Annotated in this window: 24 protein-coding genes and 1 pseudogene; 20 read left to right on the forward strand and 5 right to left on the reverse strand. The window is 70.2% G+C overall.

The features are described from left to right. Positions 1 to 41 precede the first annotated feature (41 nt). The gene (locus ACIBCU_RS03295; protein WP_399228886.1) at positions 42 to 947 is read left to right on the forward strand and encodes a tetratricopeptide repeat protein; all 906 of its coding nucleotides are present in this window, start codon (positions 42 to 44) and stop codon (positions 945 to 947) included. Between the two features lie 73 nt (positions 948 to 1,020). Here the strand turns inward: ACIBCU_RS03295 and sigJ are convergent, their stop codons facing one another. Further along, the gene (sigJ, locus tag ACIBCU_RS03300) at positions 1,021 to 1,920 is read right to left on the reverse strand and encodes an RNA polymerase sigma factor SigJ (protein WP_399228888.1); all 900 of its coding nucleotides are present in this window, start codon (positions 1,918 to 1,920) and stop codon (positions 1,021 to 1,023) included. A 103-nt stretch (positions 1,921 to 2,023) separates the two neighbouring features. Here sigJ and ACIBCU_RS03305 point away from each other — a divergent pair, with 103 nt between their 5' ends. Then, positions 2,024 to 2,386 carry a hypothetical protein gene (locus ACIBCU_RS03305; protein WP_362937442.1) on the forward strand — a complete coding sequence of 121 codons (363 nt, stop codon included), beginning with the start codon at positions 2,024 to 2,026 and terminating at the stop codon, positions 2,384 to 2,386. Positions 2,387 to 2,414: 28 nt separating this feature from the next. Here the strand turns inward: ACIBCU_RS03305 and ACIBCU_RS03310 are convergent, their stop codons facing one another. After that, complete coding sequence (locus ACIBCU_RS03310; RefSeq protein WP_362937444.1) at positions 2,415 to 2,993, reverse strand: 1,4-alpha-glucan branching protein; 579 nt, start codon at positions 2,991 to 2,993, stop codon at positions 2,415 to 2,417. Positions 2,994 to 3,422: 429 nt separating this feature from the next. On the opposite strand from ACIBCU_RS03310, the gene ACIBCU_RS03315 reads away from it, so the two are divergent. The 3 genes and pseudogenes from ACIBCU_RS03315 to ACIBCU_RS03325 form a co-directional block, all read left to right on the forward strand. After that, on the forward strand, positions 3,423 to 4,088 hold the full coding sequence (locus ACIBCU_RS03315) for a DUF4232 domain-containing protein (protein WP_399228890.1): 666 nt from the start codon (positions 3,423 to 3,425) through the stop codon (positions 4,086 to 4,088). 168 nt (positions 4,089 to 4,256) lie between these two features. After that, positions 4,257 to 4,448, forward strand: coding sequence for a hypothetical protein (locus ACIBCU_RS03320; protein ID WP_399228892.1), 192 nt, complete (start codon positions 4,257 to 4,259; stop codon positions 4,446 to 4,448). Beyond that, positions 4,394 to 4,639 (forward strand): annotated as a pseudogene (locus ACIBCU_RS03325) (LuxR C-terminal-related transcriptional regulator); the annotation flags it as partial. The gene ACIBCU_RS03320 and the pseudogene ACIBCU_RS03325, both read left to right, overlap by 55 nt. 8 nt (positions 4,640 to 4,647) lie before the next feature. On the opposite strand, the gene ACIBCU_RS03330 reads toward ACIBCU_RS03325, so the two are convergent. Continuing rightward, positions 4,648 to 5,319 carry a pirin family protein gene (locus ACIBCU_RS03330; RefSeq protein ID WP_399228894.1) on the reverse strand — a complete coding sequence of 224 codons (672 nt, stop codon included), beginning with the start codon at positions 5,317 to 5,319 and terminating at the stop codon, positions 4,648 to 4,650. 59 nt (positions 5,320 to 5,378) lie between these two features. Between ACIBCU_RS03330 and ACIBCU_RS03335 the strand changes: the two genes are divergently transcribed. From ACIBCU_RS03335 to fabF, 5 genes are all read left to right on the forward strand, one after another. After that, positions 5,379 to 6,596, forward strand: a complete 1,218-nt coding sequence (locus tag ACIBCU_RS03335; RefSeq protein ID WP_399228896.1) for a PucR family transcriptional regulator — start codon at positions 5,379 to 5,381, stop codon at positions 6,594 to 6,596. Between the two features lie 89 nt (positions 6,597 to 6,685). Further along, positions 6,686 to 7,600, forward strand: coding sequence for an ACP S-malonyltransferase (locus ACIBCU_RS03340; protein ID WP_362937452.1), 915 nt, complete (start codon positions 6,686 to 6,688; stop codon positions 7,598 to 7,600). Between the two features lie 13 nt (positions 7,601 to 7,613). Then, entirely contained in the window at positions 7,614 to 8,645 is a 1,032-nt protein-coding gene (locus ACIBCU_RS03345; RefSeq protein ID WP_399228899.1) for a ketoacyl-ACP synthase III, read from the forward strand. A 63-nt stretch (positions 8,646 to 8,708) separates the two neighbouring features. Continuing rightward, positions 8,709 to 8,957, forward strand: coding sequence for an acyl carrier protein (locus ACIBCU_RS03350; RefSeq protein WP_028439857.1), 249 nt, complete (start codon positions 8,709 to 8,711; stop codon positions 8,955 to 8,957). A 74-nt stretch (positions 8,958 to 9,031) separates the two neighbouring features. Further along, positions 9,032 to 10,294 (forward strand): beta-ketoacyl-ACP synthase II, encoded by a 1,263-nt coding sequence (gene fabF / locus ACIBCU_RS03355; RefSeq protein WP_104785377.1) that lies wholly within the window; start codon positions 9,032 to 9,034, stop codon positions 10,292 to 10,294. 160 nt (positions 10,295 to 10,454) lie between these two features. Here the strand turns inward: fabF and ACIBCU_RS03360 are convergent, their stop codons facing one another. Then, entirely contained in the window at positions 10,455 to 10,949 is a 495-nt protein-coding gene (locus ACIBCU_RS03360; RefSeq protein ID WP_362937462.1) for a DUF3145 domain-containing protein, read from the reverse strand. A 362-nt stretch (positions 10,950 to 11,311) separates the two neighbouring features. Between ACIBCU_RS03360 and ACIBCU_RS03365 the strand changes: the two genes are divergently transcribed. From ACIBCU_RS03365 to ACIBCU_RS03375, 3 genes are all read left to right on the forward strand, one after another. Next, positions 11,312 to 12,223 carry an SGNH/GDSL hydrolase family protein gene (locus ACIBCU_RS03365; protein ID WP_362937465.1) on the forward strand — a complete coding sequence of 304 codons (912 nt, stop codon included), beginning with the start codon at positions 11,312 to 11,314 and terminating at the stop codon, positions 12,221 to 12,223. An 11-nt stretch (positions 12,224 to 12,234) separates the two neighbouring features. Then, entirely contained in the window at positions 12,235 to 13,227 is a 993-nt protein-coding gene (locus tag ACIBCU_RS03370; RefSeq protein WP_399228902.1) for an aldose epimerase family protein, read from the forward strand. 125 nt (positions 13,228 to 13,352) lie between these two features. Further along, on the forward strand, positions 13,353 to 15,266 hold the full coding sequence (locus tag ACIBCU_RS03375) for an FAD-dependent oxidoreductase (RefSeq protein ID WP_362937471.1): 1,914 nt from the start codon (positions 13,353 to 13,355) through the stop codon (positions 15,264 to 15,266). 40 nt (positions 15,267 to 15,306) lie between these two features. Here ACIBCU_RS03375 and ACIBCU_RS03380 read toward each other — a convergent pair whose 3' ends face one another. Then, the gene (locus tag ACIBCU_RS03380; protein WP_399228905.1) at positions 15,307 to 16,098 is read right to left on the reverse strand and encodes an EI24 domain-containing protein; all 792 of its coding nucleotides are present in this window, start codon (positions 16,096 to 16,098) and stop codon (positions 15,307 to 15,309) included. A 111-nt stretch (positions 16,099 to 16,209) separates the two neighbouring features. Here ACIBCU_RS03380 and ACIBCU_RS03385 point away from each other — a divergent pair, with 111 nt between their 5' ends. The 7 genes from ACIBCU_RS03385 to ACIBCU_RS03415 all read left to right on the forward strand — a co-directional run bounded on the left by ACIBCU_RS03385 (position 16,210) and on the right by ACIBCU_RS03415 (position 24,733). Continuing rightward, a complete protein-coding gene (locus tag ACIBCU_RS03385; protein WP_362937477.1) occupies positions 16,210 to 17,364 on the forward strand; it encodes a mandelate racemase/muconate lactonizing enzyme family protein in 1,155 nt (384 codons plus the stop codon). Next, positions 17,361 to 18,380, forward strand: coding sequence for an alcohol dehydrogenase catalytic domain-containing protein (locus ACIBCU_RS03390; RefSeq protein ID WP_362937480.1), 1,020 nt, complete (start codon positions 17,361 to 17,363; stop codon positions 18,378 to 18,380). Before ACIBCU_RS03385 ends, ACIBCU_RS03390 begins: the two co-directional genes overlap by 4 nt. Before the next feature lie 111 nt (positions 18,381 to 18,491). After that, positions 18,492 to 19,475 carry a hypothetical protein gene (locus ACIBCU_RS03395; protein ID WP_399228907.1) on the forward strand — a complete coding sequence of 328 codons (984 nt, stop codon included), beginning with the start codon at positions 18,492 to 18,494 and terminating at the stop codon, positions 19,473 to 19,475. Between the two features lie 130 nt (positions 19,476 to 19,605). Then, positions 19,606 to 20,715, forward strand: coding sequence for a multiple monosaccharide ABC transporter substrate-binding protein (gene chvE, locus ACIBCU_RS03400; RefSeq protein ID WP_399228909.1), 1,110 nt, complete (start codon positions 19,606 to 19,608; stop codon positions 20,713 to 20,715). A gap of 32 nt (positions 20,716 to 20,747) precedes the next feature. Then, complete coding sequence (mmsA, locus tag ACIBCU_RS03405; RefSeq protein WP_399228911.1) at positions 20,748 to 22,298, forward strand: multiple monosaccharide ABC transporter ATP-binding protein; 1,551 nt, start codon at positions 20,748 to 20,750, stop codon at positions 22,296 to 22,298. After that, complete coding sequence (mmsB, locus tag ACIBCU_RS03410; protein WP_362937492.1) at positions 22,295 to 23,539, forward strand: multiple monosaccharide ABC transporter permease; 1,245 nt, start codon at positions 22,295 to 22,297, stop codon at positions 23,537 to 23,539. Before mmsA ends, mmsB begins: the two co-directional genes overlap by 4 nt. A gap of 27 nt (positions 23,540 to 23,566) precedes the next feature. Continuing rightward, positions 23,567 to 24,733: an aldose epimerase family protein gene (locus ACIBCU_RS03415; protein WP_399228914.1), complete on the forward strand. Its 1,167-nt coding sequence runs from the start codon at positions 23,567 to 23,569 to the stop codon at positions 24,731 to 24,733. Positions 24,734 to 24,778: the final 45 nt, after the last annotated feature.

Here is a 24,778-nt window from a genome sequence, read left to right on the forward strand (position 1 = left end):
CCGGTGTGATGGCGCACTGCGGCGGAAGCCCGGTCGGCGCCATGAAGTTTCTGGTGGGGGCGATAGCCTCGGCGCCGACAGTCCCGGAGCCCTATGCGGCCCTCGCCGAGTTGTGGCAGGACCGGCGCCCGGAACTCGAGGAGAGCCTCGAAGGGGATGGCTCCTTGAGCGCTGTGCTGGCACAGGCGTACTTTCTGTTCCTCGAAGGGGACATGGACGACGCGGTGATGACCCTTGGTTCGGTCACCGGCGCGCGGCCCGATGTGGCATGGGGCGCTGCACCCTGGTTCAGCGATGCACGCTTTCTCGGCGCAGTGAGTGCCGAGGCGCTGGCCGAAGCCTGTCTGAGGACGTTGGACTACGGCCACGACCTGGACACCGACGAGATGCGTGAGCGGTTCGCGCCCTGGTTCCATGCCATCGAGGTGGTGTCCGAACGCAGTCCCGTTCCGGAGTCGCTGGCCTCCATGGCTCGGCTGCCCCGGGCCTGCGGCCGTTACGAGCTGTGCTTCGCCCTGTGCGATCGCGCCGATGCCGTCGATCCCGTCATGTGGACCGCAGTCGCGCGAGCGGCCACCTGGCGCGTGATGGGCGACTTGGACCAGGCTGCAGTGGCCTTCGCATGCGCCCTGACCCGGGACCCCGCCAACTGGTCCCTCTACCTGGACCTGGCGGACGTGCGTGCGGAGCAGGGCGACTTCGCCGCAGCCGCGAGCCTCGTCGAACAGGGCCTGGAGTACGAACCCCACGAGGTCTCCCTGCGCGCGGCGGGCGCCGCCTACCGCACACGTCTTTCCGGCTCGTCCGACGATCTGATGGCCCTGATCGCCCTTGCGCCGGAGCTCGCGAACACCACCTACCGAAATCTGCTGATCGACCACGCGTGTGCAGGGCCGGGACTGCCTCCGAGAATCGTGGCCGAGGCCCACCGCATCCGCGCGACCTGAATGAGCTGTTGTACCGACCGTTCAAGCCAGGAGGGCCTTCCGGTGCCTCGTCACACGCTCGGCCGGACAGCGCCTAGCCCTCCCGCCCCCACGGCCGCAGCTTCTCCGGATTGCGGACCACCCAGATCCGGGTGACGCGGCCGTCGACGACGTCGAACGAGGCCACGGTCATGACGGCGCCGGCACGCCTGGCCACCAGGCCCGGTGTCCCGTTGACCGACCGCTCGACGAGTTCGAGCCCTGGAGCCTTGTCGGCGATGGCGACCATGTACTGGGCGATGCGCGCACCGCCTTCGACCGGGCGCAGGACCGTGCCGACCATGCCGCCGCCGTCGGCCGTCATCACGGCGGCCGGGTCGAGAAGGTCGACCAGGGCCGCGATGTTCTTGGTCTCCCAGGCCTCCTTCACCCGCCGCACCGCGTCGCCCTGCCCTGCCCCCGGCGCCGGTGACCGCGCGACGCGCGCCCGCCGCCGTGCGGAGGCCGCGAGCTGTTTGCAGGCCGCGGGGGTCCGGTCGAGGATGCCGCCGATCTCGGCGAAGGGGTACCGGAAGACGTCGTGCAGGACGAACGCCACCCGCTCGGCCGGGGTCATCGACTCCAGGACGACCAGGAAGGCCATCGTCACCGATTCGTCCAGGACCATCTGGTCGGCGGGGTCGGTGCCGGGACCGTTGTCCCATTCGGCGCGGGTGGGCAGCGGATCGGGCAGCCATGCCCCGACGTAGCGTTCACGCCGGGCGCGTGCGGAGCCGAGCACGTCCAGGCAGATGCGGCCCGTCACGGTCGTCAGCCACGCCCCTGGGGACACGATCTCGTCCCGCCGGCTTCGCGGCAGCGCGTACCAGCGTGCGTAGGCCTCCTGCACGGCGTCCTCGGACTCGGCCAGCGAACCGAGCAACCGGTACGCGACATTGATCAGTTGACGCCGCTCGTCGGCTGCCTCGCCGGTGCTCGTCCCCGCCGTCCCCATGCTCCCGGCCGCCCCCTCGCCTTACCTTTCGCGGGCCCGCGTCGTCGGGCTGGTGAGACCTTATCGATCTACTGCCCCCAGGGCGGGAAAAGGGGACCGAGGCATGGCAACCCAGGCGACGGCACAGTACCGCTTCTCGTTTCTGCGGATCGCGATCACCCTGCAGACCCTGACCATCTTCCTTCAGGCGGTCTCCGCCGGACTGCTGCTGACCGCGTCCTACGGGGAGACGCTGCACAGCGTCGGGGCCCGCGTCATGTACGGGGCGTCGATGCTGTATCTGCTCGCGGCGGTGCTGGCGTGGAAGCCGGGCGGCGGCTCGCTCCGCCCCGTCCTGCACGCGACCGGTTTCCTGGTCCTCGCCTCGGTCCAGGTCGTGCTCGGCATCGCGCACATACCGTCGGTCCACCTCCCGCTGGGCGTCCTGATGTTCGGGCTGAGCGTGCTGGCGCTGGCACGGCGCTGACGTCAGGTCCGGGGAGCCGCGCCGCCCCTCACGACGGCTCGACGACCGCGAGTGCGCCCCGTGCAGCCGTGCCGTCCGGCCAGGTCCACCCGGCGACGAGGCCTCCGGGCGGCGCCTGCGCGGCCTCAGCCGGCCGCAGGACGCGGTTGACCCGGACGTCGTGCCCGTCCTCGGGGCCGGCTCCGTGCACCGTGACGGTCGGGTCGGGGGTGTCGCTCCGGGTCAGGTGCTGCGGCATCGCGTCCCCGCGCAGGAGCGCGCGCAACTGCGCCGTCACGACCGGGTCGTGGACACCGTCGTAGATCCACCGGGTACCGAGCACCCCGTGCTCGGAGGTACCGATCAGCGCCTCGGCCCGGGCGCCTTCCAGCGCCTCGCCCCGGTAGCCCAGCGGGACCGCGTACGCCACGGGGTCCGGCGCGGTGGTGTCCACCACGACCATGAACTCGATCCCGACGGCGCCCTCCGGGTCGTCCAGGCGGAAACCACCGACCCGGGCCAGTTCCGGCGTCTCCGTCTCGCCGACGTACCAGTCCTGCCTGGGCAGCCAGCCGGTGAGCAGCTCCAGCTTGGTGGGCGTCATGGTGGTGCGGTGGACAACGGCCATTGCGAGCTCCCTCAGAAGTAGGTCTCCATCCTCCCCGCTGTCCACGGGCAGTCACGTACCGGTGGAACCATGAGGTGTGGCGCGGGTGAAGAGATCGTGCCGCCGATGATGTTCAAGGGGCGCCGGGTCACGGGTCTGTCCCAGCCGCCGGCACCTACGCTCAGGAGTCCGGAAACCGTCGGCAGGTGCATGACGACGCCCCTCTCCCCCTGGCGCCCGGGCCCCATTTCACGGGCCTGACAGCGGTGCGCGAGCCGGGGGCCCGGGCGGTGCGCGACCGGCGGCTGCACCCCCGTACCGCGTAATCGCATGTAACGGGCACGTATTAGGGGGCGGCCGGGAGGAACGGCCCAGGGACCGCTGCGGGTCTTGGTGATCAGTAACGCTCGCTCGTACCGGGCGGACGGCACCGACCGCAAGGAAGAAACGATGCGCACCAAGAACCTCACCCTCGCCGTTCTGGTCCTCACCGCGGGACTCTCGCTCACCGCCTGCCAGGGGAACGAGGACTCCGCCGCGAGCACGAGCGACTCCAGGTCCTCGTCCTCGTCGGCCACCTCGTCCTCGTCCTCGTCCTCGTCGTCGTCCGAGGCCTCTGGGACCTCTGGGGGCAGCAGCGACTCCGGGCTGAACACCTCGACCACCGGTGGCGACTCGGCCACGACGGAGTCCGCCGCCGGCAGCGGCAACGGACAGGTCACCACAGGCACCTGCAAGACGGCGGACCTCGACTTCGGCACCGCTCACGGCATGGGCGAGGGCGACCTCCTCGTCAGCCTCAAGAACACCGGCGACGCCTGTACCCTCAAGGGCTTCCCCGGAGTCGACCTGAGGTCCCAGGACGCCTCCGGGCCCCTGAGCGCCAAGCGCAGTGAGCTCAACGCCCCGGTCGTCAACCTCGGCAACGGAGAGACGACCCGCTTCACCCTTCACTACCCGGCGGCCGAGGGCACGGGCGTGTACGTCAGCGCCATCGAGGTCACCCCGCCCGACGAGACGCACTCCAAGGCCCTGTCGGTCTCCCTCCGCCTCCAGATCGCCGACGGCGCCGACCAGCAGGTAACGGTGGACCCCGTCGGCACAGGCAAGCAGTAGCGCGCGGGCGGTCATGGGGAAGCTGCGGACAGTCCGACCCCTCTCCAGGGCCCGTCTTCCGTCCGTAAGTTCCCAACGAGGACGCGGCCTTGTCCACCGGGTGGTGGACAACAGGTTCAGTCGGGAGGTCGTGTCGGGGGCGGGGCCCCTCCGGCCAGGCTTTCCGGCATGAGACAACCACCTGTACGCATGTCCCGATGGAGCGCCCGGCACGCGGGACGCGCGATCGCCGTCGGTGAGGCCGAGGACGGCCGGGCGGCCGTGGGGCTCGTCGAACGGCTGGAGCCCGACGTGGCGCTGATGGATCTCCGCGCGTCGCGGCGCGGCTGGTGGCCCGGATGCGGATGCCGGCCCCGGTGACGCTGACGAGACGGGAGGTGGACGTGCTGGGCGCGGTGGCGGACGGGCTGTCCAACGTGGAGATCGGCCGCCGGCTGGTCATCACGGAGGCCACGGTGAAGACGCATCTGCTGCGGGTCTTCGCCAAGCTCGACGTCGGCGACCGCACGCACGCGGTGGTCAGGGCACTCGAACTCGGGCTGCTGGGGAGGCCGTGGCCTCACACCTCGGCGAGCTCCCAGAGCAGCGTCTCGGCCGGTTCCAGCGCCTCCAGCTCCAGCCCCCGGGACTCCGTGATCCGGGCCGAGTCGCCCGGCCCCAGCTCCTCGCCCGCGAGGAGCACGCGGCCCCGTACGACGTGGACGTAGACACCCGCCGCGTCGGGCACGGCGGTCCGCTCGCCCTCGGACTGCCGGCGCACATGGAGCATGGCGCCCGCCTCGGGGAGGGCGTAGGGGGTGGAATCGGCGATCCCGGCGACGTGTGTGTAGGACGGCTCCCCGCCGGCCCGCAGAGGGGCCAGCCACATCTGGATGAACGTCAGCGGGTGTTCCCCGTCGTTGCGCTCGACATGCCGCACCCCGGCGGCCGAGCTGAGGTGCTGGACGTCCCCGGCCCGTACGACGGTGGCGTGCGAGGCCGAGTCGCGGTGGGTGAGTTCACCCTCCACCACCCAGGTGACGATCTCGGTGTGGCTGTGCGGATGCTCGTCGAAGCCGGCGCCCGGGGCGAGACGCTCCTCGTTGCAGGCCAGGATCGGCCCGAAGCGCAGATTGTCCGGGTCGTAGAACCGCCCGAAGGAGAATGCGTGCAGCGTCTCGATGCCCGCGGAGTCACCCGTGGCCGGGTCCCCGCCGCGGAACCGGTCCCCGGAGCGGCGTACGTCCATCACGCCACCAAGGTATCCCCGTCGGCCGGTCTTCCGCCCCGCCCCTCCGGGCACCTGTCCCGATGAGGCAGTCTTGTGTCGTGCCCCGACCCGATCCTGAGCAGCCCGCCTCGCATGACCCCCATCTCCACGCCGCGACCCTGAAACGCCTGGAGCAGTCCTCCGGCCGGCTGGCCGCGAACGCCATCGCCCGCATGGACGAGACGCTGCCGTGGTACCGGGCGATGCCACCGGAGAACCGGTCCTGGATCGGCCTGGTCGCCCAGGCCGGTATCGCCGCGTTCACCGAGTGGTTCCGGCACCCGGAGACACCGCAGGCCATCTCCACCGATGTGTTCGGCACGGCTCCGCGCGAGCTGACGCGGGCGATCACCCTGCGCCAGACCGTCGAGATGGTGCGTACGACGATCGAGGTCATGGAGACCGCGATCGAGGAGGTCGCGGCGCCCGGCGACGAGTCGGTGCTGCGCGAGGCGCTGCTCGTCTACGCGCGCGAGATCGCCTTCGCGACCGCACAGGTCTACGCGCAGGCCGCCGAGGCCCGCGGCGCGTGGGACGCCCGCCTGGAGTCGCTCGTGGTGAACGCGGTGCTGTCCGGCGAGGCGGACGAGGGCGCCGTGTCCCGGGCCGCCGCCCTCGGCTGGAACTCCCCCGAGCATGTGTGTGTCGTCCTCGGCACCGCCCCCGAGGGCGACAGCGAGCTCACCGTGGAGGCGATCCGGCGGGCGGCCAGGCACGCGAAGCTCCAGGTCCTGACCGGGGTCCTCGGACACCGTCTGGTGGTGATCGCGGGCGGCAGCGACAACCCCCTGAACGTCGCGAAGTCGCTGATCGGACCGTATGCGGCCGGTCCCGTCGTCGCCGGGCCCGTGGTGCCCGACCTCCTCGCGGCCACCCGGTCCGCGCAAGCCGCGGCCGCCGGTCTCAAAGCCTGCTCGGCGTGGCAGGACGCTCCGAGGCCCGTACTGTCGGACGATCTCCTTCCGGAGCGTGCGATGGCGGGAGACCCCGCCGCGCGCGATCAGCTGGTGGAGGAGATCTACAGACCGCTCGAAGAAGCGGGTTCGGCACTTCTGGAGACGCTGAGTGTGTATCTGGAGCAGGCGAGCAGTCTTGAGGGCGCGGCACGGATGCTGTTCGTGCACCCCAATACCGTGCGCTACCGGCTGCGACGTGTGACCGACGTCACCGGCTGGTCACCCTCCGACGTCCGTTCCGCGTTCACGCTACGGATCGCCCTCATCCTGGGGCGCTTGGCCGCCGGGGACACTCAGTCCTAGACTTTTGTCGAACTTCAACAATTCCCCTGACGGTTCTTCGTCCCTGTCCCCACGGGCATCCGGGGCCGTCCACAAGAGAGAGTGTGAGGGTGCTCGTACTCGTCGCTCCCGGCCAAGGCGCTCAGACGCCCGGCTTCCTGACTCCCTGGCTCGAACTCCCCGGTGCCGCCGACCGCATCGCGGGATGGTCCGACGCCATCGGGCTCGACCTTGCCCATTACGGCACGAAGGCCGACGCGGACGAGATCCGCGACACGGCGGTGGCTCAGCCGCTGCTGGTCGCCGCGGGCCTCCTCTCCGCCGCCGCCCTGGACGCCTCCCCCGGCGTCGTCGCCGGACACAGCGTCGGTGAGATCACCGCCGCCGCGCTGGCCGGTGTCATCGACGACGAGGCGGCACTCCGTTTCGTACGCACCCGGGGTCTCGGCATGGCCGAGGCCGCCGCGGTGACCGAGACCGGCATGGCCGCGCTCCTCGGCGGGGAGCCGGACGTCACGGTCCCGCACCTGGAGAAGCTGGGGCTCACCCCGGCCAACGTCAACGGCGGCGGGCAGATCGTCGCCGCCGGCACCGCGGCGCAGATCGCCGCGCTGGTCGAGGACAAGCCTGAGGGCGTACGCCGCGTGGTGCCGCTCCAGGTGGCCGGCGCGTTCCACACGCACCACATGGCTCCGGCCGTGGACAAGCTGCGTGAGGCCGCCACCGCTCTGACGGTCACCGACCCGAAGATCACGTACGTGTCGAACGCCGACGGGAAGACGGTCGCCACCGGCGACGAGGTCATCTCGCGGCTCGTCGGCCAGGTCGCCAACCCGGTCCGCTGGGACCTGTGCATGGAGACCTTCGCCGAGCTCGGTGTCACTGCACTCATCGAGGCCGCCCCTGGTGGGACCCTGGTCGGGCTCGCCAAGCGCGCGCTGCCCGGTGTGAAGACCCTCGCGCTCAAGACCCCCGACGACCTCGACGCGGCCCGCGCGCTCATCTCCGAGCACGCAGGCGCCTAAGGAGCCCGAGAGCATGTCGAAGATCAAGCCCAGCAAGGGCGCCCCGTACGCACAGATCATGGGTGTGGGCGGCTACCGCCCGACCCGTGTCGTGCCCAACGAGGTGATCCTCGAGACGATCGACTCGTCCGACGAGTGGATCCGCTCCCGCTCCGGTATCGCCACCCGGCACTGGGCCTCCGACGAGGAGACCGTGTCCATGATGTCCGTGGAGGCCTCCGGCAAGGCGATCGCGGACGCCGGCATCGATCCCGGGCAGATCGGCGGAGTCATCGTCTCCACGGTCTCGCACTTCAAGCAGACCCCCGCCGTCGCGACCGACATCGCGCACAGGATCGGCGCGGGCAAGCCCGCCGCCTTCGACATCTCGGCCGGCTGCGCGGGCTTCGGCTACGGCCTCACGCTCGCCAAGGGCATGATCGTCGAGGGCTCGGCGGAGTACGTGCTCGTCATCGGCGTCGAGCGGCTCAGCGACCTCACCGACCTGGAGGACCGCGCGACGGCCTTCCTGTTCGGCGACGGCGCGGGCGCGGTCGTGGTCGGCCCGTCCCAGGAGCCGGCCATCGGCCCCACGGTCTGGGGCTCCGAGGGCGACAAGTCCGAGACGATCAAGCAGACCGTGGCGTGGAACGACTTCCACATCGGCGACGTCTCGAACCTGCCGCTCAACGAACGGGGCGAGGTCAAGTTCCCGGCCATCACGCAGGAGGGCCAGGCCGTCTTCCGCTGGGCCGTCTTCGAGATGGCGAAGGTCGCCCAGCAGGCGCTGGAAGCGGCCGGGATCTCCCCGGAGGACCTGGATGTCTTCATTCCGCACCAGGCAAACATGCGGATCATCGACTCGATGGTGAAGACGCTCAAGCTGCCGGAGCACGTCACGGTCGCCCGTGACGTGGAAACCACCGGCAACACGTCGGCCGCCTCGATTCCGCTCGCAATGGAGCGGCTTCTGGCGACCGGTCAGGCCAAGAGCGGCGACACGGCGCTCATCATCGGCTTCGGGGCGGGTCTCGTCTACGCCGCGACGGTCGTTACCCTCCCCTAGGCACACCGGACCTTACGGTCCGCACGCCCGAACCCTGCAGAAACATATCGAAGGAGCGCCAACATGGCCGCCACTCAGGAAGAGATCGTCACCGGTCTCGCCGAGATCGTCAACGAGATCGCCGGTATCCCGGTCGAGGACGTCCAGCTGGACAAGTCCTTCACCGACGACCTGGACGTCGACTCGCTGTCCATGGTCGAGGTCGTCGTCGCCGCCGAAGAGCGCTTCGACGTCAAGATCCCCGACGAGGACGTCAAGAACCTCAAGACGGTCGGCGACGCCGCCGAGTACATCCTGAAGCACCAGGGCTGATCCCAGCCCGTCCCGTGTGTCGCCACCCGGCGGTGGCGCCGCTGATTCCCTCTACACGTGGAGAAGATTTTCCAGTGAGCCCGACCAATCGCACCGTGGTCGTCACCGGTATCGGCGCAACCACTCCGCTGGGTGGCGACTCCGCATCGACCTGGGAAGGTCTGATGGCCGGCCGTTCCGGCGTCAAGCCTCTCGAGGGCGAACGTTTCGCCGAACTGCCCGTCCGGATCGCCGCCCTCGCGGCCGTCGATCCCGGCGAGGTACTGCCCCGACCGCTCGCCCGCAAGCTGGACCGCTCGGCGCAGTTCGCGCTGATCGCCGCCCGCGAGGCGTGGGCGGACGCCGGCTTCACCGGCAAGGCCGGTGAGGACGAGAAGATCCAGCCCGAGCGTCTGGGCTCGGTCATCGCCTCCGGCATCGGCGGCGTGATCACCCTGCTCGACCAGTACGACGTGCTGAAGGAGAAGGGCGTACGCCGCGTCTCCCCGCACACCGTTCCCATGCTCATGCCCAACGGCCCGGCCGCCAACGTCGGCCTGGAGGTCAACGCCCAAGCGGGTGTCCACACCCCGGTCTCCGCCTGCGCGTCGGGGGCCGAGGCAATCGGGTACGCCGTCGAGATGATCCGCACCGGCCGTGCCGATGTGGTCGTCGCCGGTGGCACCGAGGCGGCCATCCACCCGCTGCCGATCGCGGCCTTCGCCAACATGATGGCGATGTCCAAGAGCAACGACGAGCCCGAGAAGGCCTCGCGTCCGTACGACACGGCCCGTGACGGCTTCGTCCTCGGCGAGGGCGCCGGCGTCGTGATCCTGGAGTCCGCGGAGCACGCCGCCGCGCGTGGCGCCAAGGTCTACTGCGAGGTGCTGGGCCAGGGTCTGTCCGCGGACGCCCACCACATCGCGCAGCCCGAGCCCACCGGGCGCGGGATCGCCGCCGCGATGCAGAACCTGCTGGACTCCACGGATCTCAAGCCGTCGGAGGTCGTCCACCTGAACGCGCACGCCACGTCGACGCCGCAGGGCGACGTCGCGGAGATCAAGGCGCTGCGTGCGGTGCTGGGCGACGACCTGGACCATGTCGCGATCTCCGCCACGAAGTCCATGACGGGCCACCTGCTGGGTGGCGCGGGCGGTATCGAGACCGTGGCGACGGTCCTGGCGCTGCACAACCGGATGGCGCCGCCCACCATCAATGTCGACGACCTCGACGAGGCGGTCGACGCGGACGTCGTGCGCGGTGAGCCGCGCGCGCTGCCGGAGGGTTCGATCGCCGCGATCAACAACTCGTTCGGCTTCGGTGGCCACAACGTGGTGCTGGCGTTCCGTTCGGTCTGACCGGCTGATCCTGCCGCGAGGTCCGCTTCCCCCGTCGGGAGGCGGGCCTCGCGCATGCCGCAGGCCGTTCCCCGGCGCCCCGCCCCGGGCAGTTCCGCCATCTGAGGCAAAACGTTTCAGCGCGGGCTGAGGCACGGAGCCGGGCAGGGGCGGTGGACCGTCACACCACCTGGTGCAGCCACCGCACGGGCGCGCCCTCGCCGGCGTGACGGAAGGACTCCAGCTCGTCGTCCCACGGCTTGCCGAGGAGCTTGGCGACCTCGGCCTCCAGGTCCGTCTCGCCGTTCAGGGACCGCGCCAGAGCCGCCCGCAGCCGGTCCTCCGGGACCAGGATGTCCCCGTGCATGCCGGTGACGGCGTGGAAGATGCCGAGGCCCGGCGTGGAGCTGTAGCGCTCGCCCTCCGCCGTGGTGCACGGCTCCGCCGTCACCTCGAAGCGCAGCAGGTCCCAGCCGCGGAGGGCCGAGGCCAGCTCCGAAGCCGTGCCCGCCCGGCCCTTCCAGGAGAATTCGGACCGCCAGGTGTTGGGCGCGGCCGGCTGTCTGGTCCAGTCCAGCTGGACCCTCACACCGAGTACGCCCGCCACCGCCCATTCGACATGCGGGCACAGCGCGCGCGGTGCGGAGTGAACGTAAAGGACTCCACGTGTCGTCACCGGGACCTCCAGTGTGGGACGAGGTTCGCCTTCCCCAGCGGCCTCGCGCCCGTACGGTCTCTTCCCGGCCGGCTCCCGAGGTTGTCATCAGTAAACAGCATCGGGAGTGAATCTCCAGAAAAAGGACAGTATGTGACGTGAGATAACTTACCGGACCCGCCGATTCGTCCGCGTGCCGGTCGGGCGCCACTGGTTCGACGGGGAAAAGCTACCGTGCGCCGGGGTCGGTTGTGTGACGTACCGTCGGTCCCGGACCCATGATTCGCTCAGCATTCACCCGCGAGGGCGCGAGGGCCCGCCACCTGGGGCTGTCCGGGTGTGCCAGGGGCACAATCACCCGTGTGACCGAAGGGGAGACAGGGATGCCTGAGCGTTCGCCACGCCGCCGTGCCCGCGGCGCCGCAGCCCCTCTGGCGGCGGTCGCGCTCGTCGCTGCGGCCGCGCTCACGGGCTGCACCTCCGACGGGGGCACGGAGTCGCGGAACACCACGGGCCCACGGAGCCCTTCCCCCTCGCCGACGCCGGCGTGGGACGCGAGCCCCGCCTCCATCGCGGCCGTCGGGGACTCCATCACCCGGGGCTTCGACGCCTGCTCGGTGCTGTCCGACTGTCCCGAGGTGTCCTGGGCGACCGGGACCGACGGCGGGGTGCGCAGCCTCGCCGTACGCCTGCTGGGGGCGTCGAAGGCGGCCTCGCACAGCTGGAACCACGCCGTCTCGGGTGCCAGGATCGCGCAGCTGCCGGAGCAGATGGCGCTGGCCGCGAAGGACCGGCCGGAGCTGGTCACGGTGATGATCGGCGCGAACGACGCCTGCCGGGACTCGGTGCGGCTGATGACTCCGGTGGCCGACTTCCGGGCCTCCTTCGAGGCGTCGATGCGGCAGTTGCGGGCCTCGGCCCCGAAGTCGCAGGTGTACGTGTCGAGCGTGCCGGATCTCAAGCGGCTCTGGTCCACCGGGCGGGAGAACCCGCTGGGCAAGCAGATCTGGAAGCTGGGGATCTGCCGGTCGATGCTGGGCGACGCCGACGACATGGGGGCGGCGGCCGTCGCGCGGCGCGACGCGGTGCTGGCGCGGGTCGTCGCGTACAACGAGGCGCTGCGGGACGTGTGTGCGCGGGACGAGCTCTGCCGCTACGACGGCGGGGCGGTCTTCGACTACCGGTTCACCGGTGCGCAGCTCAGCGAGTGGGACTGGTTCCATCCGGGCCGCAACGGCCAGGCCAGGCTGGCAGAAATCGCTTACCGCAAGGTCACGGCGGCCGGTCGGCCTTAAGGTTATTGATCATGACTACGGGTGCAGCGGTACACAGCGAAGACTTCTCCACGCTCGACGACGGCACGCCGGTCCGGCGCTGGACCCTGGAGCGCGGGGGGACGCGGGTGCGGGTGCTGACGTACGGCGCCGTGGTGCAGTCCGTCGTGGTGCCCGGGCGGGACGGCACCCGCGCCGAGGTGGCCCTGGGGCTGCCGGACGTCAAGGGGTACGAGACGCACACGGGCCCGTATTTCGGCGCCACCGTCGGGCGGTACGCGAACCGGATCGCGGGCGGCTCCTTCGTCCTCGACGGGCATACGCACCGGGTGACGCCGAACGAGGGCCGCAACACCCTGCACGGCGGCGAGCGCGGTTTCGACAAGCGGGTGTGGGACGCCCAGGAGGTGCCGGACGGTGTGCGGCTCTCCCTGGTCTCCGAGGACGGCGAGGAGGGCTTCCCGGGGCGCCTGGCGGTCTCGGTGACGTACACCCTGGACCAGGACGGCGCGCTGCGGATCGTCTACCGGGCGACGACGGACGCGCCGACCGTGGTGAACCTGACGAACCACACGTACTGGAATCTGGCCGGGGCGGACAGCGGGAGCGCGCTCGGGCACGAACTGCGGCTCACGGCACGGCAGATCACGCCGGGGGACGAGGAGTCGATCCCCACGGGCGAGCTCCTGCCGGTGGAGGGGACCCGGTTCGACTTCCGGGAGCCGAAGCCTGTGGGGCCCGGCTACGACACCAACTACGTGCTGGAGGAGACCGGCGACGAGCCGGTCGCCGAGCTGTACGACCCCTCGTCCGGCCGTCTGCTGACGGTGCGTACGACGGAGCCGGGGCTCCAGCTGTACACCGCCGACCACATCGACGACGGTCCGTTCGGGGCGTGCGCGGGGATCGCGCTGGAGACACAGCACTTCCCCGACTCGCCGAACCACCCGGAGTTCCCGAGCACGGTGCTGCGTCCGGGCGAGGAGTTCGTCTCCACGACGGTGTACGGCTTCTCCGTGCGCTGAGCCTCAACTCCCGCTGTTCCGCCGCGGGTCAACACCCGTCGATCAAGATCACCACCGGGTGAATCGGAGCGGTGGGCGCGCGTCCGCGACGGTCTCGGCCGGTCCCGCACAGCAGGGTAATCAACATGACCTCACCCGTTGATGAATCGTCATCCGCCCTGCCTTCCCGCCGTGCCGTGATCGCGAGCGCCACGGCCGGTGCCGCGGTCCTCGCCGTGACCGGCGCCGCCCCGTACGCAGGGGCCACGGCGCCGGGAGCGGCGCCCGCGTCCGACCGGGAAGCCGCTCTCCTCGTCGCGCGCGCCATCCTCGTGCGCGACGAGAACGACCGGGACCTGGTGCCCGGTTACCGTGAGGTCCTGCTGGGCAAGGGCCTGCCCCGCACCCGTGCCGCTCGTAAGAAGGTGCTGGTCGTCGGCGCGGGGCCGGCCGGACTCACGGCGGCGCGGCTGCTCCACGAGGCCGGTCACGACGTCACCGTGATCGAGGCCAACGGCAACCGTGTCGGCGGCCGTATCAAGACCTTCCGGGCCGGCGGCCACGAGCAGTCGGAGCCGCCCTTCGCCGATCCGAAGCAGTACGCGGAAGCCGGCGCCATGCGCATCCCGGACAGCCACCCGCTGGTCACCGGGCTGATGGCCCATCTCGGGCTGAAGACCCGGCGCTTCCACCTGACCGACGTGGACAGCGAAGGGCGTCCCGCCAACCGCACCTGGATCCATGTCAACGGCGTCCGCGTCCGCCGCGCCGACTACGCCGCGAAGCCGCAGGCGGTCAACCGCTCCTTCGGCGTCCCCGCGGCCTACGAGAACACCCCCGCCTCGCAGATCGTGCGGGACGCGTTCGCTCCCGTACGCGCGGAGATCGAGGGCAAGGAGGGCAGCGCCCTGGTCCAGGGCTGGGCGACCGTGCTCCAGCGTTACGGGCACTGGTCGATGTACCGGTACATGACCGAGGTGGCCAAGCTCGACGAGCGCACCATCGACCTCATCGGCACCGTCGAGAACATGACCTCGCGGCTCCATCTCGCCTTCCTGCACAGCTTCATCGGGGCGTCGCTGATCAGCCCCGCGACCTCCTTCTTCGAGCTGCCCGACGGCACGGCGACCCTGGCCGACGCGATGTACGCGCAGGTGAAGGACCTGGTGCACCTGGACCGCCGGGCCACCCGGATCAGCCACTCCGAGGACGGGGTGAGCGTGGAGACGGTCTCCGAGGGGCGGGGCGGGCCCGTGGTCCGGGAGACCTTCACCGGCGACCGGGCCATCGTCACGGTGCCCTTCTCCGGGCTGCGGCACATCCCGGTCGTCCCGGCGCTCTCGTACGGCAAGCGGCGCGCGGTCACCGAGGTCCACTACGACGCGGCGACCAAGGTGCTGCTCGAATTCAGCCGCCGCTGGTGGGAGTTCGACGAGGCGGACTGGAAGCGCGAGCTGGGAGCGGTGCGGCCCGGGCTGTACGAGGAGTACCGGGCGGGGAAGGCCCCGGCCGACGGTTCGCTGCTGGGGGCGCACCCCTCCGTGCCGCGCGGCCACATCCCGCCCGACCAGCGGGTGCACTACGGGGCCTGCCGGTCCACCGCCCGTGACCAGCCCGAGGCGGCCCATGTCATCGGCGGCGGGTCGGTGACCGACAACGCCAACCGGTTCATGTACCAGCCCTCGCACCGGATCGAGGGCTGCGAGGGCGGGGTCCTGCTCGCCTCGTACAGCTGGGCCGACGACGCCCTGAAGTGGGACTCGCTGGAGGACGACGAGCGCTATCCGCACACCCTGGGCGGCGTCCAGGACGTGTACGGGCAGCGGATCGAGGTGTTCTACACGGGCGTCGGCCGCACCCAGTCCTGGATGCGTGACCCGTACGCGTACGGCGAGGCGTCCGTGCTGCTGCCGGGGCAGCACACCGAGCTGTTCCCGGACGTGCGGACGCCTGAGGGCCCGCTGCACTTCGCCGGCTGCCACACGTCCATCAAGCCGGCCTGGATCGAGGGCGCCCTGGAGTCCGCGGTCCGGACGGCGCTGGAGGTCCACGGCGCCTGACCCGGAGCGGGCCCCCGGACCGGCCGGCCCGGGGGCCTCCTCAGCCCTTGTGGAGGGTGTACGGCGACGAGGGGACCGGCTCCGGGCCGGGCGCGGGCGGCGCCGTGAGCTCGCGGGCCAGCAGCGTGGCTCCGGCGACGGCGCCCGGCATGAGGAGCACGGCCACGAAGGGGACGAGGAAGGCGAGCACGAGCGGGACCCCGAAGCCCAGGACCATCATGCGGCGGCCCCGCAGCAGCGCGAGCCGGTCCTTCAGGACCATGCCGCGGCGCTGGAGGGCGACGCCGGTGAGCTCCTCGGACAGGAAGTAGCCGGAGACGCAGAAGCCGAGGACGGGGATCACGGTCTGTCCGACGACGGGGATGAACCCGAGGGCGAAGAGCAGCACCCCGTAGAGCGCGACGCGCAGCAGGACGCGGACGGAGTCGCGGGCGGAGATCCACAGCTCACGCCAGAGCGGCAGACCCGACTCGGGCACGTCACCGCCCTCGCTGCGGTCGACCTCCTCGGAGAGCGACTCGTAGAAGGGCTGGCCGACCAGCAGGGTCACCGCGGTGAACGTGATGACCGCGAGGAACGTCCCGAACACGAAGACCAGGACGACCAGGGTGTTGCGCAGGAGCCCCAGCCAGGGCGAGGACCAGTCGTCGGCGAACGGCGTGGCCCAGGCGACGAAGTCGTCGGCGCCGTAGCCGAGTCCGACCAGCGCGCCCGCGTAGATGACGAGGGTGACCAGCGCGGGCAGCAGGCCGAAGCCGAACCACCGGCCGTGTCCGAAGACCCAGCGCTGGCCCTTGATCAAGTACCCGAAACCCACCCCGAGATCACTCATGGCGTCAGCGTACTTGCGCTAACCATTGACACGTCCCCTGGCCCGTCATTAACGTCACGCCAGCATTTCGAACGAGTGACGAAATACCGAACACGTTGAGAGGCATTGCTCGTGCGCATCACCGGAATCAGTACGCATGTCGTCGGCACGCCGTGGCGCAACCTCACCTACGTCCAGGTTCACACCGACGAGGGGCTCACCGGCGTCGGCGAGACCCGGATGCTGGGCCGCACCGACGCACTGCTCGGCTATCTGCGTGAGGCGTCGGCCAACCACATCAACGGCTCCGACCCGTTCGCGGTCGAGGACCTCGTCAAGCGCATGAAGTACGGCGACTACGGCCGCGCCGGCGAGATCGTGATGTCCGGCATCGCGGTCATCGAGATGGCCTGCTGGGACATCAAGGGGAAGGCGCTCGGCGTCCCCGTGTGGCAGCTGCTCGGCGGGAAGGTCACCGACCGGGTCAAGGCGTACGCCAACGGCTGGTACACCACCGAGCGCACCCCGGAGGCGTACCACAAGGCGGCGCAGGGAGTCGTCGAGCGCGGTTACCGGGCGCTGAAGATCGACCCCTTCGGTACGGGACACTTCGAGCTCGGCCAGGAGGAGACGCGTTACGCCGTGTCCCTCATCGAGGCCGTGCGGGACGCCATCGGGCCCGACACCGAGCTGATGCTGGAGATGCACGGGCGGTTCAGCCCGTCGACGGCGGTGCGGATCGCGCGCGAGATGGCGCCGTTCACCCCGGCCTGGCTGGAGGAGCCGGTGCCGCCGGAGAACCTCAAGGCGCTGAGCAAGGTCGCGGAGAAGGTCGACATGCCGATCGCGACCGGTGAACGCATCCACGACCGGATCGAGTTCCGCGAGCTCTTCGAGTCGCAGGCCGTCGACATCATCCAGCCGGACGTCGGCCACATCGGCGGCATCCTGGAGACCCGCAAGCTCGCGGCGACGGCGGAGACCCACTACATGCTGATCGCCCCGCACAACGTGGGCGGTTCGGTGCTGACCGCGGCGAGCCTCCAGGTGGCCGGCTGCACCCCCAACTTCAAGATCCTCGAGCACTTCAACGACTTCGCGGACGCCGACATCAAGAAGGTCGTCAAGGGCGCCCCGACCGTCGACCCGGCCACCGGCTGCTTCGAACTCTCCGACGCGCCCGGGCTCGGCGTCGAGCTGGACGTGGACGCGGCGGCGGAATTCCCGCAGCAGCAGGCGCGGTTCGACCTGTGGGCGGACGGCTGGGAGAAGAGGCAGCCCAAGTGACGGCCTTCTCCCGCTCGTTGACCGTCGAGCGGCCAGGCAGCCACACGCTGACCGAGGGGCCGCTCCCGGAGCCGGGCCCCGGTGAGGTCAGGGTGCGGGTCGCCGCGGCCGGGATCTGCATGAGCGACCGCGAGGTGTACGACGGCCACCGCGACCCCGCCTATGTGCGCTATCCCGTGGTGCCGGGTCACGAGTGGTCGGGGACCGTCGACGCGGTCGGTGAGGGCGTCGATCCCGCGCTGACCGGACGGCGCACGGTCGCCGAGGGTTTCCGGGCCTGCGGGTGCTGCGAGCGCTGCCGTCACGGGGAGACCTCCCTGTGCACGGCGGGGTACGACGAGACGGGGTTCACCCGGCCCGGCGCGTTCGCCGACCACCTGGTGGTCCCCGCGCGACTGCTGCACCCGCTGGCCGACGACGCCGATCTGCGCGCGGCGGCGCTGCTGGAGCCCGCCGCGGTGATCGCGGCGGCGGTACGGGCCGGGGCGCCCGAGCCGGGTGAGCGGATCGCCGTCCTGGGCGCGGGCACGCTCGGCCTGCTGGCCGTGCAGCTGCTGGCGGCGGTCTCGCCCGCGGAGCTCACCGTGATCGACCCGAGGGAGGGACGGGCCGCGCAGGCCCTGGACTTCGGAGCGAGCGAGGCCCGGGTCCCCAAGGAGGCCGAGGAGGTGCGGGGCCGCTACGACCTGGTCGTGGAGACGGCCGGAGCGCCGTCCACCGCGGCCGACGCGTGCCTGCTGGCGCGGCGCGGCGGGCGGGTGGTGCTCACCGGGATGTTCACCCCGGGCGCCGTGGGCATCGACCCGGTGCACCTGTCGCTGAGCCAGCTCACCGTGCGCAGCGTCTTCGGCGCGCCGTCGGCGGCCTGGTCCTACGCGGTGCGGGCGTTCACGGCCGGGCTGCTCGATCCGGCACCGCTGATCACCCACGAGTTCCCGCTGGAGCGGTTCGCCGAGGCGGTCGCGCTGGTGGGGTCCGGGGACCCGGAGACCGGGAAGGTGCTGCTGCGGCCGTGACGGGCCCGCCCCGATCCGTGTGCCGGTACGGCGGCGTCCTGACCGCCTCCGTACCGGCGCACTCCCAAAGATCCGAATGTCGTCCGAAATACCGAACATGAAGGACCAGTCGTGAACGACGCCCCTGTCTCTTCCCCCGGTGCCGCCGGCGCCCGCCGTCCCGGTGACGCCGCGCTCACCGCGCTCGGTCTCGGCCCGGCGCCGCTGTCCCCGGCCGACGCCTCCCCGCACTCCTTCCCCGACGGCGGGAGCTGGCGCACCGAGGTGCCGTCCGTGGAGGGTCCGGAGGCCCTCGGCGTCGTACTCAAGGAGTCCGCGAGGCTCGACGTCCCGGTCCACCGCATCAGCCAGGGCAGCGGCATCTGGATGCTGACCGACGCGGAGATCACCGAGATGGTGGAGGGCTGCGCCGAACGGGACATCGAGCTCTGCCTGTTCACCGGCCCGCGCGGCACCTGGGACACCGGCGCGTCCGTCCGTACGGACTCCGGCGGCGCCGGGCTGCGCTCCCGGGGGCACGACGCCCTGGCGGGCTGCGTGGAGGACGCACTGCGCGCCGCCGGGCTGGGCGTGAAGTGCCTGCTCGTGGCCGACGAGGGCGTGCTGTGGACCCTGCACCGACTGCGTGAGCGGGGTGCCCTGCCCGCCGACACCACCTTCAAGGTGTCGGCGCTCATCGGGCCGGTGAACCCGGCCTCGTACGCCGTGTTCGAGCAGCTCGGCGCCGACTCCATCAACATCCCGTCGGACCTGACGCTGGCCCAGTTCACCGAGATCCGCCGGGTCTCCCGGGCTCCGATGGACCTCTACATCGAGGCCCCGGACGACCTGGGCGGCTATGTGCGGATGTACGAGGTCGCCGAACTGATCCGGCGCGGCGCGCCGCTGTACCTGAAGTTCGGCCTCTCCAAGGCGCCTGGGATCTACCCGTACGGCCAGCACCTGCGGGAGATGGCGCTGGCCACCGCGAAGGAGCGGGTGCGGCGCGGCCGGCTCGCGCTGGACCTCCTCGCGCGGCACGGGGCGGACGAGGGCATGGCTGCGCTCGGCAGCCGACTGCCGGGCCCGCTCAACCGGTTCGAGATCTCGTCATAACGCTTCGGAAACACTCTCCCCAAAAAAAGACACAGCCGCGCACAATCCCACAACACCTGTTCTCGGTCGACGCCCCTCAGCCTTCCGGCACCACCGGACCGAGGCCTGACCCACATCAAGGATGATGACTATGCGCAACCGCAGAGCCGCACTTGCCGCCATAGCCTCCGCCGCCTCCCTCGCACTCACTCTGACCGCCTGCGGCCAGAGCGGCGAGGGCGGCAGCGAGGAGAAGGAGGGCGGTACCGACGGCGCCACCATCGGCATCGCGATGCCGACCAAGTCCTCCGAGCGCTGGATCTCCGACGGCGCCAACGTCGTGAAGGAGCTGAAGGGCAAGGGCTACAAGACCAAGCTCGTCTACGGCGAGGACGACCCGGACCAGCAGGTCTCTCAGATCGAGAACATGATCACGCAGGGTGTGGACGCCCTGATCATCGCCGCGATCGACAACAAGTCCCTCAACAACGTGCTGCAGCAGGCCAAGGACGCCGACATCCCGGTGATCTCCTACGACCGGCTGATCCTCGGCACGGAGAACGTCGACTACTACGCCTCGTTCGACAACGAGAAGGTCGGCGAGCTGCAGGGCACGTACATCGCGGACAAGCTCGGCCTGAAGGACGGCAAGAAGGGCCCCTTCAACATCGAGCTGTTCGCCGGTTCGAACGACGACAACAACACCAAGTACTTCTTCCAGGGCGCGATGAACGTCCTCAAGCCGTACGTGGACAAGGGCGAGCTGGTCGTCAGGTCGAAGCAGACCGCCCTCAACCAGGTCACCACCCTCCGCTGGGACGGCGGCACCGCGCAGAGGCGCATGGACGACCTGCTGACGTCCACCTACCGCAGCGCCCGGGTCGACGCCGTGCTCTCGCCGTACGACGGCATCTCCATCGGCATCCTCTCCGCCCTGAAGTCGGACGGCTACGGCTCCAAGGCCAAGCCGATGCCGGTCGTCACGGGTCAGGACGCGGAGCTCGCGTCCGTGAAGTCGATCATCGCGGGTGAGCAGACCCAGACCGTCTACAAGGACCTGCGCAAGCTCGCCAAGGTCGCCTCGGGCATGGTCGACGCCGCACTGAACGACAAGAAGCCCGAGACCAACGACACCAAGTCGTACGACAACGGCGTCAAGGTCGTCCCCGCCTACCTGCTGCAGCCGGTCAGCGTCGACAAGGCCAACTACAAGGAAGCCCTCATCGACGACGGCTACTACAGCGAGAACGACCTCAAGTAACCGGGCCCCCTCAAGGATTGGAAGGCAAGACCATGGCGGGACCCGTCCTGGAAATGCGCTCGATCGTCAAGACCTTTCCCGGTGTCAAAGCGCTTTCGGACGTCACACTGACCGTCCGTCAGGGCGAGGTCCACGCCATCTGCGGCGAGAACGGCGCCGGCAAGTCGACCCTGATGAAGGTGCTCTCAGGAGTCCATCCGCACGGCAGCTACGAGGGGGACATCCTCTTCGACGGCGAGGCATGCCGGTTCAAGGACATCCGGGCGAGCGAAGAGCACGGCATCGTGATCATCCACCAGGAGCTGGCGCTGGTGCCGTACCTCTCCATCGCGGAGAACATCTTCCTCGGCAACGAACACGCCAAGCGCGGACTGATCAACTGGAACGACACCCTCAGGCACGCCGGCGAACTCCTGCGCCGGGTCGGCCTCGACGAGCACCCCGAGACCCGCGTCGCCGACATCGGCGTGGGCAAGCAGCAGCTGGTGGAGATCGCCAAGGCGCTGTCGAAGAAGGTGAAGCTGCTCATCCTCGACGAGCCGACGGCGGCGCTCAACGACGAGGACAGCGGCAAGCTCCTCAGCCTGATCCTTCAGCTGAAGGAACAGGGCATGACCTCGATCATCATCTCGCACAAGCTGAACGAGATCCGCCGGGTCGCCGACTCGGTCACGATCATCCGCGACGGGCACTCCATCGAGACGCTCGACGTGAAGGCGAAGGAGACGACCGAGGACCGGATCATCAGCGGGATGGTCGGCCGCGACCTGGAGAACCGCTTCCCGGAGCGGACGCCGCACCACCCGGAGGAGGGGACCGCGCCCGCCCTGGAGATCCGCAACTGGACCGTGCACCACCCGATCGACCAGCAGCGCAAGGTCGTCGACGACGTCTCCATCGAGGTGCGGCGCGGCGAGATCGTCGGTATCGCCGGGCTCATGGGCGCCGGCCGCACCGAGCTGGCGATGAGCGTCTTCGGTCGCTCCTACGGCCGGTACGCGGGCGGCACCGTCCTCAAGGACGGCACCGAGATCCGTACGAAGACCGTCCCGGAGGCGGTCAAGCACGGCATCGCGTACGCCACCGAGGACCGCAAGCACTACGGCCTCAACCTCATCGACACCATCAACCGGAACATCTCGCTGACCGCGCTGGGCAAGGTCTCCAAGCGAGGTGTGGTCGACGAGCACGGGGAGCGGCAGGTCGCCGAGGGCTTCCGCACGTCCATGAACATCAAGGCGCCGACCGTCTTCGAGCCGGTGGGCAAGCTGTCCGGCGGCAACCAGCAGAAGGTCGTCCTCAGCAAGTGGATCTTCGCGGGTCCCGAGGTGCTGATCCTGGACGAGCCCACACGCGGCATCGACGTGGGTGCCAAGTACGAGATCTACACGGTCATCGACCAGCTGGCCGCCCAGGGCAAGGCGGTCGTCTTCATTTCCTCCGAACTGCCGGAGCTGCTCGGCATGTGCGACCGCATCTACACGATGGCCGCGGGACGGCTGACGGGTGAGTTCTCGCGGGCCGAGGCCTCGCAGGAAGCGCTGATGCGTCAGATGACGAAGGACAAAGAGGTAACGCGATGAGCACGGACACGACCGCCAAGACCCCGGCCCCCGCGCCGCCCGGCAGAGGCGGATCGGCCTCCGGCGACGGCCTGCTGCAGCTGATGATCGGCGGCATGCGCCGCAACATGCGCCAGTACGGCATGCTGATGGCTCTCGGCCTGATCGTGGTGCTGTTCGCGGTGTGGTCGGGCGGCGACCTGCTGCTGCCGCGCAACGTCTCCAACCTGGTGCTGCAGAACAGCTACATCCTGATCCTCGCGATCGGCATGATGCTCGTCATCATCGCGGGCCACATCGACCTCTCGGTCGGCTCACTGACCGCGTTCATCGGCGCGATGTCCGCCGTGCTGATGGTCGAGAACGATCTCTCCTGGCCGCTCGCGGTGGTGCTGTGCCTGGCCATCGGCGCCGTCGCCGGTGCGGTCCAGGGGTTCTTCATCGCCTATCTCGGCATACCGTCGTTCATCGTGACCCTCGCGGGCATGCTGCTCTTCCGCGGTCTGACGGAGATCTTCCTGAAGGGCCAGACCCTCGGCCCCTTCCCGAAGGACCTGCAGAAGATAGCCAACGGCTTCCTGCCCGAGGTCGGTCCCGACACCAACTACCACAACCTCACGCTGCTCCTGGGCTTCGCGCTGATCGCCTTCGTGGTCTTCCAGGAGGTCCGCGACCGCAAGCGGCAGCAGGAGTTCGCCCTCGACGTGCCGCCGGTCAAGCTGTTCCTGCTGAAGCTGGTCGCCCTGGTCGCCGCCGTCCTGGTCGTCACGCTGCTGCTCGCCAGCTACAAGGGCGCCCCGGTCGTGCTGCTCATCCTGGGCGTGCTGGTCGTCGGGTTCGGCTACCTGATGCGCAACGCGATCATCGGCCGCCACATCTACGCGATCGGCGGCAACCTGCCCGCGGCCAAGCTGTCGGGCGTGAAGGACAAGAAGGTCACCTTCCTGGTCTTCCTGAACATGGGCATGCTCGCGGCCCTGGCGGGCCTGGTCTTCGCCGCCCGCTTCAACGCGGCCTCGCCCAAGGCCGGCCTCAACTTCGAGCTGGAGGCCATCGCCGCCTCGTTCATCGGCGGCGCGTCGATGAGCGGCGGCGTCGGCACGGTCCTCGGCGCGATCATCGGTGGTCTGGTCCTGGGCGTGCTCAACAACGGTATGAACCTCGTCGGCATCGGCACCGACTGGCAGCAGGTCATCAAGGGCGCTGTGCTGCTGGCGGCGGTCGGCTTCGACGTCTGGAACAAGCGCAAGGTCGGCTCGTAACACCCCTTCTCACCACAGGAGTTGTTCATGACCTTCACGACCGGAACCAGCAGACGTACTGTCCTGGCGGCCACGGCCGCCGCCGGGCTGGCCGTGGCGGCGGGCGCCCCGGCCGCGCACGCCGCGGCCACCGGGCGCACCCCGTCCAGGGAGCTCTTCGGCACGCTGTCCGACGGGACGAAGGTGCACCGCTGGACCCTCGCCAACGGCGGGACCCGGCTGAAGGTCCTCTCCTGGGGCGGTGTCGTCCACTCCCTGGAGACCCCCGACCGCAGGGGCCGCACGGAGAACGTCGCGCTCGGCTTCGACAACCTTCCGGACTACGTGGCGAAGTCCCCGTACTTCGGGGGGCTGATCGGGCGGTACGGCAACCGCATCGCCGAGGGGCGTTTCACCCTCGACGGGGTCACGCATCAACTGCCCGTCAACGACGGCCCCAACAGCCTCCACGGGGGTGACCAGGGCTTCGACAAGCGGGTCTGGGACGTGGAGCCGTTCACCGGCCACGGCGACGTCGGGCTGGTCCTGACCAGGACCAGCCCGGACGGCGAGGCCGGCTACCCGGGCGCGCTCGCCGTCCGTGTCGTCTACACCCTCACCTCCCGGGGTGAGTGGCGCATCGACTACACGGCGACGACGGACCGCGCCACCGTCCTCAATCTGACCAGCCACACCTATTTCAACCTGGCGGGCGAGGGCAGCGGCAGCGTCGACGGGCATCTGCTGGAGCTGGCGGCGGCACGCTACACCCCGGTCGGCTCCACGCTGATCCCGACGGGTGAGCTCGCGCCGGTGGCGCGTACGCCGTTCGACTTCCGGCGGTCCCGGGCCATCGGGGAGGCCGTCCGCACCCCGCACGAGCAGGTGGGCTACGGACAGGGAATCGACCACAACTACGTGCTGGACAAGGGGATCACGGCCCGCCCCGAGTACGCGCTGACCGTGACGGACCCCGGCTCCGGCCGGGTGATGAAGATGTACACGACGGAGCCCGGCATGCAGGTCTACACGGGGAACTTCCTCGACGGCACGCTGACGGGCACCTCGGGGCGGGTCTACCGCCAGGGCGACGCGTTCTGCCTGGAGTCCCAGCACTTCCCGGACTCCCCCAACCAGCCGTCGTTCCCCTCGACGGTGCTGCGGCCCGGTGAGACGTACCGCTCGACGACGGTGCACGCCTTCTCGGCCCGCTGACCGTCACGCGTACGGCGCCCTCCCCCGAGCGGGGAGGGCGCCGTA

The organism is Streptomyces sp. NPDC051064 (assembly GCF_044455985.1).
Classification (GTDB): domain Bacteria; phylum Actinomycetota; class Actinomycetes; order Streptomycetales; family Streptomycetaceae; genus Streptomyces.

Coding starts and splice junctions, on each gene's coding strand:
- ACIBCU_RS03310 (WP_362937444.1), bottom strand. CDS start 2,993: ATGGCCGTTGTCCACCGCACCACCATGACGCCCACCAAGCTGGAGCTG.
- ACIBCU_RS03335 (WP_399228896.1), top strand. CDS start 5,379: ATGAGGCAGTCTTGTGTCGTGCCCCGACCCGATCCTGAGCAGCCCGCC.
- mmsB (WP_362937492.1), top strand. CDS start 22,295: ATGAGCACGGACACGACCGCCAAGACCCCGGCCCCCGCGCCGCCCGGC.
- chvE (WP_399228909.1), top strand. CDS start 19,606: ATGCGCAACCGCAGAGCCGCACTTGCCGCCATAGCCTCCGCCGCCTCC.
- ACIBCU_RS03295 (WP_399228886.1), top strand. CDS start 42: ATGAAGTTTCTGGTGGGGGCGATAGCCTCGGCGCCGACAGTCCCGGAG.
- ACIBCU_RS03320 (WP_399228892.1), top strand. CDS start 4,257: ATGAGACAACCACCTGTACGCATGTCCCGATGGAGCGCCCGGCACGCG.
- ACIBCU_RS03305 (WP_362937442.1), top strand. CDS start 2,024: ATGGCAACCCAGGCGACGGCACAGTACCGCTTCTCGTTTCTGCGGATC.
- mmsA (WP_399228911.1), top strand. CDS start 20,748: ATGGCGGGACCCGTCCTGGAAATGCGCTCGATCGTCAAGACCTTTCCC.
- ACIBCU_RS03350 (WP_028439857.1), top strand. CDS start 8,709: ATGGCCGCCACTCAGGAAGAGATCGTCACCGGTCTCGCCGAGATCGTC.
- ACIBCU_RS03370 (WP_399228902.1), top strand. CDS start 12,235: ATGACTACGGGTGCAGCGGTACACAGCGAAGACTTCTCCACGCTCGAC.
- ACIBCU_RS03365 (WP_362937465.1), top strand. CDS start 11,312: ATGCCTGAGCGTTCGCCACGCCGCCGTGCCCGCGGCGCCGCAGCCCCT.
- ACIBCU_RS03375 (WP_362937471.1), top strand. CDS start 13,353: ATGACCTCACCCGTTGATGAATCGTCATCCGCCCTGCCTTCCCGCCGT.
- ACIBCU_RS03415 (WP_399228914.1), top strand. CDS start 23,567: ATGACCTTCACGACCGGAACCAGCAGACGTACTGTCCTGGCGGCCACG.
- ACIBCU_RS03380 (WP_399228905.1), bottom strand. CDS start 16,098: ATGAGTGATCTCGGGGTGGGTTTCGGGTACTTGATCAAGGGCCAGCGC.
- ACIBCU_RS03315 (WP_399228890.1), top strand. CDS start 3,423: ATGCGCACCAAGAACCTCACCCTCGCCGTTCTGGTCCTCACCGCGGGA.
- sigJ (WP_399228888.1), bottom strand. CDS start 1,920: ATGGGGACGGCGGGGACGAGCACCGGCGAGGCAGCCGACGAGCGGCGT.
- ACIBCU_RS03345 (WP_399228899.1), top strand. CDS start 7,614: ATGTCGAAGATCAAGCCCAGCAAGGGCGCCCCGTACGCACAGATCATG.